At 57.0% G+C, this 12,701-nt stretch carries 12 protein-coding genes; 1 reads left to right on the forward strand and 11 read right to left on the reverse strand.

Annotated elements, in window-relative coordinates:
- Positions 1–2 precede the first annotated feature (2 nt).
- The 9 genes from C8024_RS14565 to C8024_RS14600 form a co-directional block, all read right to left on the reverse strand.
- Positions 3–2,105, reverse strand: coding sequence for a TonB-dependent receptor (locus C8024_RS14565; protein ID WP_173206491.1), 2,103 nt, complete (start codon positions 2,103–2,105; stop codon positions 3–5).
- A 62-nt stretch (positions 2,106–2,167) separates the two neighbouring features.
- Positions 2,168–3,064, reverse strand: coding sequence for a TonB-dependent siderophore receptor (locus C8024_RS14570; protein ID WP_217272229.1), 897 nt, complete (start codon positions 3,062–3,064; stop codon positions 2,168–2,170).
- A 231-nt stretch (positions 3,065–3,295) separates the two neighbouring features.
- On the reverse strand, positions 3,296–4,195 hold the full coding sequence (locus C8024_RS14575) for a LysR family transcriptional regulator (RefSeq protein WP_173206497.1): 900 nt from the start codon (positions 4,193–4,195) through the stop codon (positions 3,296–3,298).
- Between the two features lie 203 nt (positions 4,196–4,398).
- Positions 4,399–5,319 carry a DUF2860 family protein gene (locus C8024_RS23600; RefSeq protein WP_173206500.1) on the reverse strand — a complete coding sequence of 307 codons (921 nt, stop codon included), beginning with the start codon at positions 5,317–5,319 and terminating at the stop codon, positions 4,399–4,401.
- Positions 5,303–5,512 (reverse strand): hypothetical protein, encoded by a 210-nt coding sequence (locus tag C8024_RS14585; RefSeq protein WP_173206502.1) that lies wholly within the window; start codon positions 5,510–5,512, stop codon positions 5,303–5,305. Before C8024_RS14585 ends, C8024_RS23600 begins: the two co-directional genes overlap by 17 nt.
- Complete coding sequence (locus tag C8024_RS14590) at positions 5,506–7,131, reverse strand: glycosyltransferase family 2 protein (protein WP_173206505.1); 1,626 nt, start codon at positions 7,129–7,131, stop codon at positions 5,506–5,508. The genes C8024_RS14585 and C8024_RS14590 overlap by 7 nt, the downstream gene beginning before the upstream one ends.
- Complete coding sequence (locus tag C8024_RS14595; protein ID WP_173206508.1) at positions 7,128–8,693, reverse strand: hypothetical protein; 1,566 nt, start codon at positions 8,691–8,693, stop codon at positions 7,128–7,130. Before C8024_RS14595 ends, C8024_RS14590 begins: the two co-directional genes overlap by 4 nt.
- Before the next feature lie 24 nt (positions 8,694–8,717).
- Positions 8,718–9,047, reverse strand: coding sequence for a hypothetical protein (locus tag C8024_RS21990; protein ID WP_254305957.1), 330 nt, complete (start codon positions 9,045–9,047; stop codon positions 8,718–8,720).
- A complete protein-coding gene (locus tag C8024_RS14600; protein ID WP_367947363.1) occupies positions 8,948–9,949 on the reverse strand; it encodes an NAD-dependent epimerase/dehydratase family protein in 1,002 nt (333 codons plus the stop codon). Before C8024_RS14600 ends, C8024_RS21990 begins: the two co-directional genes overlap by 100 nt.
- Positions 9,950–10,302: 353 nt before the next feature.
- Here C8024_RS14600 and C8024_RS14605 point away from each other — a divergent pair, with 353 nt between their 5' ends.
- Positions 10,303–11,370: an endo-1,4-beta-xylanase gene (locus tag C8024_RS14605; RefSeq protein WP_254305958.1), complete on the forward strand. Its 1,068-nt coding sequence runs from the start codon at positions 10,303–10,305 to the stop codon at positions 11,368–11,370.
- A gap of 109 nt (positions 11,371–11,479) precedes the next feature.
- Here the strand turns inward: C8024_RS14605 and C8024_RS14610 are convergent, their stop codons facing one another.
- Positions 11,480–11,680 (reverse strand): hypothetical protein, encoded by a 201-nt coding sequence (locus tag C8024_RS14610; RefSeq protein ID WP_217272230.1) that lies wholly within the window; start codon positions 11,678–11,680, stop codon positions 11,480–11,482.
- A gap of 7 nt (positions 11,681–11,687) precedes the next feature.
- The gene (locus C8024_RS14615) at positions 11,688–12,605 is read right to left on the reverse strand and encodes a PfkB family carbohydrate kinase (protein ID WP_367947364.1); all 918 of its coding nucleotides are present in this window, start codon (positions 12,603–12,605) and stop codon (positions 11,688–11,690) included.
- Positions 12,606–12,701: the final 96 nt, after the last annotated feature.

Raw genomic sequence — 12,701 nt, forward strand, 5'->3', positions numbered from 1 at the left:
GATCAGAACTTCTTCTGGATCTCGAAGCGGAACTGACGGCCCCTGGCGCTGTGCAATGCACCGTCGAAACCGAACAATTCATCAGACAGCGGCGGTTCCTCATCAAAGATGTTGTTGAACCCGAATTTTAGCCGCGTTCCATCCAGCGCAGTATCATTGTTGATCGTGTAGCTGATCGAGGCATTCATGGTGAACCAGTCATCGACCCGGTAGAAAGCACCGGTATCATCCTGAACGGCACCGACATCGAATATCTTGCCAACATAACGGCCAAACAGGTTGACCGAGACCGGACCCGACCGCCAGTTCAGCGATCCGCTGAGCCGCCATTTCGGCCGACCATCCAGTTCGAGCTGCTCGCCAAAGCCTTCCGGCCGCAAGGTTGCGATACTGCCAGCCGAAACCTCCGGAATCGCCGCCAGCAGATCGGGCAGTTCGGTAAGCAGCGGCAGGCCGTCCGCGCCAGGCGTCTGGTAAATACTCTTCAGTCGCGCGGCGTTCAGGGTGAGCTTGAATTTGCCGAGGCCGAAGTCCGGCACGGTATAGAATACGCCGAAATCAAAGCCTTTGCTGACCCTGGAATCCAGATTGCGATACGGGTTCAAGATCTCGATAATATCACCGGCCGGCAGAATGCCGGTTCCGGCGTACAGGTCGAGCTGATCAGCATCTGGATCAGCGCGCACGACATTCGGATTGCTCCGGCCTTGCAGACGCTCGACCAGATCCAGGTACAGGGCGTTCTGGGCACCAAAAATGCCGACTATGCCGGTTTGTTTGACGCGCCAATAGTCAGCCGTCAGCGTTAGCCCGGGAATGAAAGCTGGGGAAACGACGACACCAAAATTGATACTCTGGCTCTTCTCCGGCTCAAGATCGTCGCCGGTCCGATAGTCGACAACCGATCGGGTGCCGCAATCTCCAGCATCCGTTTCGATGCCCTTGATAAGCTCGGCAACACATTCCACTGCCGGCCGTTCGGAGTTCGAACGGGTCGTGCCGGTATCATTGACCTGGATCAGGTTCGGAGCCCGGAATCCTCGCGACCATGCACCGCGCAGGATCACACCTGAAAAGGGCGTCCACGCAGCGGCGGCCCGGGGAACGAACGTGCTGCTGGTATCCGAGAAGCTTTCAAAACGGCCGGCCAGCTGCAGGTTCAACGAATGGACCAGCGGAATTTCCATGTCCTCCGATATCAGGGGCACGAATGTTTCGACAAAGGCCGAATATACTTCGCGGTTACCGCTGGTATCCGGCGTCGGGCTGCTGCCCACCACGTCGCTGCCGTTGGTTGCGCCATTGACGGCATTGGTAAAGGTTATCGTTCCGTCCAGTCTGGGATCGCGATCATCCAGAAAAGTCTCCCGGCGGAATTCTATCCCGCCAGCCAGGCCGACATCACCCGCTGGCAGGGTGAAGATATCGGGTCTGGAGACCTTGAAATCGGCGAGCGCCAATGTCGTCTCGCCCTTGCGGAACACGTCAATGGAAATATCTTCCAGAACCTGGGCATTGCTCGGGGTACAATCGCCGACATTTACATTGTCGAGACAGCCCCCGTTGAACGGATTATATGCGGTCGCGTCATTGCGGTTGATCGCATCCTGCAACAGGCTGCTGGATATCCGGTTGCGGGCCAGATCGGTGGTATTGGCCTGCGAATAGAGAAAGCCGGTATCGAAATCCCAGCCCCACAAGTCACCTTTCAGGCCTGCGACCACACGATAGGTGTTTTTTGACACCGTGATGCTGCGCGGCCCCGCGTCGATTACACGATAATTTTCCAGCAACAGATCGCGACCGGAATCGCTCACTCCGGACCCAAGTCCGTCAAGCCGGTTCGGGTTGGGAGACCCGTCGAGCAATGTCGTGGCGCCCAGAGGATTATAATAGGCCGATGACAGAACGCCCAGCGGCACGGCTGACAGTGGGCCACTTTGTTCACGAACGCGCGTCGACTTCGATCGATAGAACGACCCTTCGGCGTAAAATTCAACGGCATCGCTCAGTTCGTGGTTGAAGAGCGCGGAGATATTGTAGCGGTCTTTCTCGGAATAGAGGCTCCGGTCCGTGTTTGAATCATATCGGAGATCGGAATCCACGCTGGATCCGTTATCTGCGCAAAGGCCGTTGCCAAGTTCGACAGATCGTGTGTCGCCTGCCGTCAGGAAGCTGCATGGCTGGATGTGAAAATCGTCATCGCGTATGGCCCAGATATTGCTGGAAGTCGCACCCGATCCCTGAATGTCGAATGTCGCCCAAGGGGTATCCGAGGTCCTGTTGTGGAAATTGGCGTCGCCCTCGAATTCCGTACCTTCGACGAACGGACGGAGATCGCTGCTCGCAGAATAGTCGCGCATCGAAGTCGCGCGCCATTTTCATGATAATAATAGCCGTAAAGCGTCAGGTTGCTGCGGCCTTCGTTGAAATCGAAGCCATAGCCGCCACGAATGCTCGAATTGTAAAGGCTCGTCCCCATGGACGCGGCATAGTTCGCGCGCAGGAACCCGCCGTCCAGATTGTCTTTCAGGATCGTGTTCACCACACCGGCAACGGCGTCAGCGCCGTAGAGCGCGGAGGCACCGTCCCGCAGGACTTCGATGCGGCGGACGGCACCGGGTGCGATTTCGTTCGTGTCCGACGATACGACTGGAACGAACAATTCGGTCTGGAAACCGGGATTGAGGACCATCCGGCGACCGTTGATCAGAAGCAGTGTGTTGCCCGTGCCCAGTCCGCGCAAATTGATCGACGCAATGTCGCCGCGCGCAGCGTTCGGACTGTTCGACTGGCTGCTCTGATCGTTGAACTCGACCGTACCGGCTTGCGGTATGGCCCGGAAAAGATCATCGCCCGAATCCGCACCCGTGGCTTCGATTGCCACTTCATCAAGCACCGTTACCGGTAGGATATCATCGATTTTCGCGCCCTTGATCTGCGAGCCGGTGACTACGATCACATTTTCATCGATTGCAACATCCTGTGCCGCCGCATCCTGCGCCGCAATTTCTTGCGCGAATGCGGTGCCCGTCCCTGTCGCGAATAAAGCTGTTGTGCACATTAACGCACAGATTCGTGTTCTTGATTGTGACATTTCTGCCTCCCTGTTTCGGCGACCCCGGCCGTTTTTTACTTGTCGGTGGATTACTGATTTTTCCAGTTGCCCCGGCATGTTGTCGCATAAACGCAACCGCATTGGCAACGCCGGGGACCCGACATTTTGGGGCCAAAGTTATAGACCAAGGCTATGCCTTGGTCATCACCGTAATCCGGGATTTCAGCTGTAAGTCTTTCAATTTCCGGTGGAAGACATCTTTTCGATAACTTCGGAAAGCGCAGAGAGGCAGCTTTCTATGAGTTCGGGCTGCTGGCTATCCTTGTGGCTCACTGCGCACACCGGAAGAACCAGCGGGTCGACAAAATGATGCTTGGTCAGGTCATCCACCCAGGAACTGGCCGCTGTATACTGATCGACGACAGATATGCCGACGCCCTTGCCGACCAGCGACAGAGCGATGTGGTAGGTATGCGCTGTAACGACTTCATGCGGGAGGATTTCGCGCTCAGCCATGGATTTGGATAATAGAACGCCCGCCGGGCCACTATCCTGCAGACCAATGAAATCGGCCTGATGCAGAAAGCCGAGGTCTACCTTCCCTTCAGGAATGCCCTCATAACCGGAGGGTGCAACCAGCAGCAATTCTGCATCGCCAAGCTGTTGACTGGCGAGCCGCTCGTCGGCTTCATTGCCGAAGCCGATACAGATATCGCACCGTTTTTCCAGCAACGACAGATTCATTTCGCTGGAATGCAGGGTCGTTACTTCAAAGCTCATCTCCGGGTCAGCCAGGCGCATGGCCGCTATGCACTCGGGCAACAGATCGAGACTGAGCGAGGGCAGAACTCCAAAGCGGATATGCCCGCCTTTACGCTTTCTGATATTCCGGGTGGTCCGGTCGAATGCGCTGATCCGGTTGTAGATGTCCTCGATTTCCACGAACAGTTCATCGGCGGCGGGCGTCGCAAACAACCGGCCCTTTTCCCGTCTGAACAGGGCAAATCCAAGCTGATCTTCCGCATATCGGAGCACCTTGCTTACCGAAGGCTGCGACACATGCAATTCGCGCGCTGCGCTGCTGATCGAACCCTCTCGATAGACGTGATAAAATATTTCAATCTGTCGTAACCGCATAGCCTGTCATGCCATTGGAAAAAGCGATTGGCAAACGGAGACGGCAAGATCGACCGACCTGGACATTCCCGGCAGGCCGGCTCTGCCAGGGGGCGATTGTCACCGGACTGGAGCATGTTGCGGAACGCAGAGCTACGGGAGCGACTGCCTGCATCGGGTGGTTGCGGAGGATATCCTCAAGTCGCCGCCCGCACAATCGGCCATCAGTCTTCGAACGTGAAGCGCAGCCCGAGGCGGCCGACAAATCCGTCAAAATCGCGCACCGGAATATTCGAAGCATTGCTGACATATCCGGCTTCGGCAAATATTGAGACCCGGTCCCATGCCTGATAGTCCAGACCGGCGGTTGCGCGTATATGGGTGTCGGACCGGTTTACCGGATATAGTTGAGAGAAATCATCCTCGTAATCGCGCTGCACGACAGAAATGCGGACGAGTCCGGTCAGTTTTTCCGCCACCGGCGTGCTACCGACAAGGCGGAAACCATAACCGGTATAGCTGAAGCGATTGTCATCTGCGTCATGTTTCAATCCGAGCAGCGAGAGGTTGACGGACGTCGGGCCGCCCTCCGGACGCCAGTTGTGGCGCAATTCGGCCAACCATTCGGATTGATCAAATCCGGTGAAGCGGTCCTCGGACTGGTTGCGGAAACCAAAGCGCAGGCGCGCCGTGGTCACATGTTCCTTCGAGTGACGATGGATCAGTTGCGCCTCTGCCCGCGGACGGTCGAACACCCGCCCGTCTTCGCCCAGAACATATTGATATTCGGCGCCGAGGCGCAATTTGGTAGCCTCGTTTTCGTCCAGCGGGAAGTCGGCGCGAATTCCTGGTCCGAATGCATAGCGATTAAACCGGCTGTCTTCAGGATAGAGAGCGATGTCTGCGCCAAAATCCAGCAGCAACGGGCCCAGATCATAGCCCAGCCGGACGTCACTCTCGATGGCACCGGCGATGCGATCCTGGTCGATCCCGTTTTCGATGATATCGGCCGGCACAACGTCCTGCCCGGCCGCCACTTCTGCGGTGACAAAAAACCGTCGTCTTTTGCGATGGCTGCACTGCTGGCAGAGGCTGCGATGGCGTATGTGATAATCTGCAATGATCTTTTCATGGGCTTGCGTCACTTTGCGTCGAGAGAGAAGGTTGCCGGAAAGACTTGGCTCTCCGGTTGATCGGAATGGTCAGAACGGATTCGAGCGTGAACCAGGCGCGCATGGCCCGGAACAGGATATATTCCGGCAGCCCCAGAAGCGCAGCGGGCCTGCCGTTGATCAGGATTGCGGCCACGGCCACCAGCATCGGAGCGCCGATCAGCACGGCAGCAATGGCCTGCCAGACCAACGGACTGGTCGGGTCTGTATCGGTGAAAACTGGAAGATACCGAATAGCAAAATCGGCACCATCATCGCCCGCCGGGCAGAATTCAGCAGCATATAGGGCAGGACGAGCTTCCCGCGGATCGTCATCGATGACGATGTAATAATATCCTGGCAGCGCGAGGAAACATGATAGACGGACCGGAACCAGCGCAGTCGCTGCTCGCGCAGATGAGCAAAACTTGTCGGAACTTCCGAAACATAGCGCACCCGGTGGTCGACAATCGCCCGATAGCCCATTTCGCCGATCCGAAGCGACATGTCGGTATCTTCACCGTTCATGCCCGACGCGAACTCGCCGACGCTTTTCAGCGGCCCCGTTCGATAGACCGCGAACATGCCCGGCACGCCGACAAGGCCCCACAGCGCGCTGAGCGCCGGTGAATAATAGCCGTGCTTCACCAGCACTTCTACCAGCCGGGCGCGATCGAACATCGCGCCGCCCGGTGGCAAGGGTATGCCACCGACCACACCGATTTCCTCGTCGGAGAAATTCTGTACGGCGAGAGTGATATTGTCCGGCGCGATCAGCGTGTCAGCATCGATACGGATGGTGATCGGGTGGCTGGCCTCCATGATCCCGCGATTGAGAGCATGGGCTTTGCCGCTCTGCGCAACGTGTATGATCCGTCCCTGCAAAGCGGTCGCTTCGTCCATCGCCTGCCGCGCTATCGTTTCCGTATCATCGGTCGAGCCATTGTCGAGAATGATGAGCTCGACGGTTTCGCCATAATGCTGGGCCGCCTTGTCGATGTGGCGGATGGTCTCTGCGATGATATAGCGTTCGTTGAAGGCTGGCACTATGATGCTGACCGGGGCGCGGAAATCATCTTTGGCGTCCAGCCGCCGCTCGATCAGGCTGATCAGGTAGAGCTGAAGAAACAGCAGTGGCAGAAACAGCAGAACTCCGGGCCCGATCCCGCCCAGCAAGGTGATGTCCCGCAATCCTTCCACCACGGCAAAGTCGGAATAGCCGACAAAGCCTGAAAGGGAGGCCGCAATCACCGCGGTGGATGCAAGACGCAAGACCGGTCGGAGATTTTTCTGCTCGCCGATATCCATGTCCACTTTTTCCGGCATCGACCCGCGTTCCAGCAGCATCAGCGAGAACAGGCCGAAGCCGATCAAACCGGCGATGATCTGGACAACCGCCAGCGCATAGGGATCGCCGACAAGCGACAGGAAAATCGTGTTCAGCAGGTCGAGCAAGCAGCAGATCAGGAGAAAACGCAGCACCAGGTCGAAGGCGAACAATAGCCGCGCAATCGCTGATCCGCTGCCGAAACAGGCGAAAGCGATATAGAAGGAGACGATGTAGGTGCGGATGGCGATGGAATGCTGCCCGGCATAGGGCGCGAAAATATAATCCCGCTGGGGAAAGAGCCAGTCGAATTCGCCTGTGCCGAAGGCCCACAGCTGGAGCAATGCCAGCAGGCAAAATGTGAGCAGCATTGCCGGCACGCGCAGCGGCGATACCGACGCAGCCAGCCCGCGCGGGCGGCTGTCGACCGATCCATATTGTGCCTCTCGCCGGGAATCACTGGTCAGCGGGGTGGTCAACCATCATTTCCCGCCGGACCGGATGCTCCGCCATCTCCGGATATTGACACGAGCAATGCCACAGCCGAACTGGAAAGCGTCACGATTTCGCCGACCGGCCGAGCGACGACCCCGCCATTGCGATCCGGTGATTTGTAGACGATCCAGTCACTGGGCTGCACACCTTCTTTTGCGATTGCAGCAACAATGTCGCCGCTGACAACGCGGATTTTCGCTGCTGTGCTACCGGTAACGAAGGACAGGCCACGCGGGTCCAGTTGCCCCAGCAATTGGGCGGCGGCCTGGGCGTCGACTGCAGTTTCTATCTTGCCAAGCAGAGCGACCGTATCGACAGCCGATAGTTTCGCCCGCAGCAGAGAAAGACTGTCCGACGCGCGCTGCCCTCCCCCTGTCAACACGGTGTCGGGCAGCAGCTCGGCAATTGACTGCGTATCGGTTCCGCATCGGTTAGGATTGCTGTCGCCGGAGGCCAGCAATATTTCCACCTTGTTATCAGCCTGATGCAGACCGGCCGGAAGCGGTATCGATTGGCTGACGCGTTCCGTCTGGGATGACAGACGCCGCGAGAAGAGCAAATGATCGTTGAGAGCGACGGTAAGGTCATAGCTCGTATCATTGCCCGTCGGCCCTACAACGAGACGCATATCCAGAGCCGATGGCAATATCTGGTTGGGCAGATCGGTGACACTATAATGATAGCGCCAGCTGGTCTGCCGGTCGAATTTGCGCATGCCGCGATTGATATTTTTGCCGGTGAACGGGATGGGATAGGCGGGCTGGATAAAGACATCGCTATAGGGCTTTGCTTCGCCGGAAAGTTTTGTCAGAGCGACGCTATCAAGACCATTGGGACCGAAGTGAAGCAAATAGCCCTTCTGCACCAGCCGGGCACCGTGCACCAACGATATCAGCGCCTCTTCATTGCTGTTGCGTGCATTCCATGAAACCGGAACCCGGCCACCCCAAAGGGCGAGACGGTCGCTCGTCGTTTCAACCGGCTTGGCGAGTTCCAGACGCAATCCGCTTTGTGGCTTTATCTCGACCACGGCGGCGATGGAATCATTGGGAGAGCATTGGGCGATCTCCCCACGGCCCTGCAAGCTCAACCCGACGTCGAGCGTACCACTCGACAGCTCGCTTGCAGTCAACTCGATCTCGGCTTTCTGCTGGCCCTTGCTCTGGTTCAAAAGAATATCAGCGCGTTTGACCCCGTTGATCGAGACGCGCAGAACGCCTTCGACGCCTTCGGTGACACGGCTGGAATATACCAGTTCATACCGGCCGCTGACCGGTCGGGCATCGTTCGGCAAATGAAAGACCAGCCCGGTATAGGATGGAAGTCCGCTGAGAATGAGCGGCGTGTCAGAGTCCTGTCCCGTCGTGAACACGCTGGTCCCACTGATATCAGAACCCAGACCCGCCGCGCCTTCATAGTCGGAAAATTGCTGCTGTTCGCCACCGCTGAGCTTGGTCCAGCCTGATTTGAAGGCACCGCCCTGCCCCAACAGGACAAGAACTCCCGCAAGTACAAACGCCAGCAATCCTACGCCTATGAGTCTCATTACATTCTTCTTTTCATTTGATCGTTATGCGGCTTGCTGGCTTTGCTGCTCAATCGGCGACTCATATTCGCTTTCTTCGGCCTCCACGCCCAGCGCCTGCGACCGGTCTTCATTCCACGCCGTACGGGCAGGAATTTTGTCGAGATTGATCCGGTCTTTGTAGCGCGACGATATTTCTATCGTATCGTCGAGCAGACCTGCCGCGAGCAAAATCGGGTCGAGGCCCAGAGCGCGCAAATGCCGGTTGCTGACGTTCAGGTCATTTTCTTCCGCTTCCTTGCGCGGGTTCGGAACATAGGCAATTTCAGCGCCGGTGATCGACGAAACCAGTTGCGCCAGTTCCTCGACCCGCAAGGTTTCAGCAACCTGGTTGAGGATCTTGACCGGGCTGCCGGCTGCCGGCGGATTATTGACCGCCAGTTCGACACAGCGAACCGTATCCTGAATATTGATGACGCGCGCGTCTGGCCGCCCGTACCATGGACCGTCAGGGGATGGCCGACTGCGGATTCCACCAGAAAGCGGTTCAGCACCGTGCCATATTCACCATCATAGTCAAACCGGTTGACCAGCGCCGGGTGGCGACGGGTCTGGTCGGTCTGGGTACCCCAGACAATGCCCTGATGCAGGTCGGTGATGCGCATCTTGTCGTTATTGGCATAAAATTGGAACAACAGCTGATCGAGCGATTTGGTCAGATGATAGACGCTGCCCGGATTTGTCGGATACAGGATATCGCGCTTGTGACGCTGGCCCTGATCATCGGTGACTTCAACCGGCAGATAGCCTTCGGGCAATTCGAAACCCGCACCGGAATAACCATATACACCCATGGTACCAAGGTGCACCAGATGGGTTTCAAGTCCCAGATCATTTAATGCCACCAGAACATTGTGGGTCGCCGAAAGATTATTGTCTACGGTATAGCGTTTTTCCTTGGCTCCGCGCATCGAATAAGGTGCAGCGCGTTGCTCGGCAAAATGGACAATAGTATCCGGCCGCAGTTCCGCGAGAAAATCACAAAATTCCTGATATTCCTTGGCAATATCGATAACGGCATAGTCGATCCGGTTGCCGGAGACTTCCTGCCATGTCTCGACCCGGACGTCGATCGGTTCGATCGGGGTGAGGCTGCGGATGCCAAGTTCAAGATCGATACGTCGACGCGACAGGTTATCCACGATGGTGACATCATGACCCAAGGAGGACAGATGCAATGCGGTTGGCCAACCGCAGAATCCGTCTCCGCCAAGCACAAGTATTTTTTGCCGTTCATAAGATAAGGCCCTATTCTTCAAATATTATTGTTCAATCGGGCTAGCATCCCGGCCAGTTACTACTGGAGCGCAACAACTCTCTGCGCACGGTTGAACTGCAGATTTCCGTGCGGTCCAACAAGGGCAAATTACATTCTGTTAGACTTGTTTACATTTGCTGATTGCAGTGTCAGAATAAAATAATTCAACAATCGGCCGGCTAAGCCACTGTAAACTTCCTACAATTTCTTGAGAATCAATTGCAGTTGACTTCTCGCGACCGGATCAGCTTAACCTTGGGCATGCGTCGAGATACCTCACCAATGGAGCCGTTTTTCACACGAAGGGATATTATGCGCGGCGCCGTCGGTGCGGGATTCGCCCTCGGTAGCCCGTGTCCGCTTCTGGCGGCACCCCGACCGGATGGCTCGCTGGCTGCTATCGCTGCGAGCCGCGGTCTTTCCTTCGGCAGCGCGGTATCGGCACGGTGGCTGGACCACGACAAATTCGCCGGCCTCATTGCTCGCGAATGCGATACCATAACTACCGAGAACAGCCTGAAATGGAAATATCTGGAACCCGACCGGAACATTCGTGAGGACCTGCCGGCAAAGGCTCTGGCGGAATTCGCGCGGCATCGGGACCTGGATACGCGCGGCCATTGCTTCATATGGAACCATGACGAACGCATGCCGGCATGGCTCGTCGAAATGACCGATGGATTGCGCCGCGGTCGGTCGCGACCATTGACCAGACACATGTGGCGGCACGCGGCTTATCTTGGCCGGACATATCCTGATATCACATCCTGGGATGTCGTGAACGAGGCTATCAATCCACGCAACGGAAAGATCCGCCATTCTGCGTTGAACCGGCTGATGGGGGAACGCTTCATCGACCTGGCTTTCAGAATCATGAAAAGAAAAGCACCAAGGGCACAGCTGGTTTACAATGACACGATCAGTTGGGAAGCCTCATCTTTGCATCGCGATGCGCTGTTGCGACTGCTGGAACGATTGTTGGCGCGTAACGTTCCGGTCGATGCGCTGGGTATCCAGAGCCACCTCGGCAATACACTAGGCAGGCCAAGGGACGAGACTGGCTGGCGGCTTTTTCTGCAGGAAATAGAGGCTATGGGTCTGGATATCATCCTGACCGAACTCGATTGCAGCGACCGCAACATAGACGATCCGGATCCCGGGCGACGCGATGCCGAAACCGCCGCCTTCACCAGAGGCTATCTCGATCTCACGCTCGATTTTGCCAATGTGAAGCAAATCATAACTTGGTCACTGGCCGATGGTGTCAGCTATATGAACCGGCCGGGCTATCCGGCCTATAAAAGGCGCGCCGACGGCCTGGCCTTGCGGGGTCATCCCTATGACGACCGCTTGAGACCGAAAAAATGCACCGGGCCATAGCGGAAGCGCTGCGGTCGGCTCCGCAGCGGTGACGGTCCATCCATCAGATTTTCTGCAGCACAGCTGATCCGCTATCCGGCGCAGAAGAAATCAATTGCTCAGCCGGCCGTTAGGATAGAGGATCTGCTTTGCCTTGATCCCGGCATATCGACTTGCCACCATCGACGCCTGTCCCGCCCAATTCTCTCTGCACGCATTTCTCGAACAATATCTGCTCGCGGGACGGGTTGTCGTTGGCGACGCGGATGGTGTGGCGGCCACCCTGCGCTGCTCTTCTGCCAACCGTCACATTGAGTGTGCTGAGCAACATCTGGCGCTTATCTCTGCACGCGGCCAGATCCATCGCCGGACATGAGCTTCTCGACTTCCGGCACCGTGACCCGGTTGAAATCACCGAGAATGGAATGTTTCAGGCAACTTGCCGCCACCGCGAACTCGAGCGAATGCTGTTTGTCGTCATAGGCGTTGAGGCCATAGATCAAAGCCGAAGCAAAGCTGTCGCCGCCGCCGACCCGGTCCACGATATCGGTCAGTTCATAGTGGCGCGACAATTTGAAACCCTGCTCCCGGTCACGCAGGCAGGCGGACCAGCCGTTGCGGTCGGCGCTGTGGCTTTCCCTGAGCGTGATCGCGATGGTCGACATGTCGGGATATAGTTCCAGCACCTTGTCCGAAAGCGCTTCATATTTCTTTGTATCGAGCTCCCCGGTTTCCACATCCACGTCGACGCTGATGCCGAGCGATTTCTGGCAATCCTCTTCATTGGCAATGCCGACATCGACATATTTGACCAGTTCGCTCATCACTTCAGGCGCGCTTTTGCCATATTTCCAGAGTTTGCCGCGGAAATTGAAATCGCAGGACACCGTCACGCCTGCCTGTTTTGCCGCCTTCACGCATTCGATGCTGAGATCAGCCGAATCCTGCGTCAGCGCGGGCGTGATACCGGTGATGTGCAGCCATTTCGCATCATCGAAAATGCTCGCCCAGTCGAAATCGCCGATCTTGCACTCGCTGATCGACGAATGGGCCCGGTCGTAGATAACCTTGGAGGGCCGCTGGTTGGCTCCGGTTTCAAGGAAATAGACTCCAACCCGGTCGCCGGAGCGCCGGATGTTGGAGGTATCCACGCCAAAACGCTTGAGCTCGCCAATCGCCGAAGCACCGACATCATTGTCCGGGAGCGCCGAAACAAAGCCCGATGACAAGCCATAGTTGCTCAGCGCGACGGCCACATTGGCCTCGCCGCCGCCGAATGTTGCCTCGAACGAAGGTGACTGGAAAAACCGTTCGTGCCCCGGCGTTTCAACCGCAGCATGATTTCACCAAAT

It is taken from the genome of Sphingopyxis sp. BSNA05, from assembly GCF_013265645.1.
In the GTDB taxonomy this organism is placed as follows: Bacteria; Pseudomonadota; Alphaproteobacteria; order Sphingomonadales; family Sphingomonadaceae; genus Parasphingorhabdus.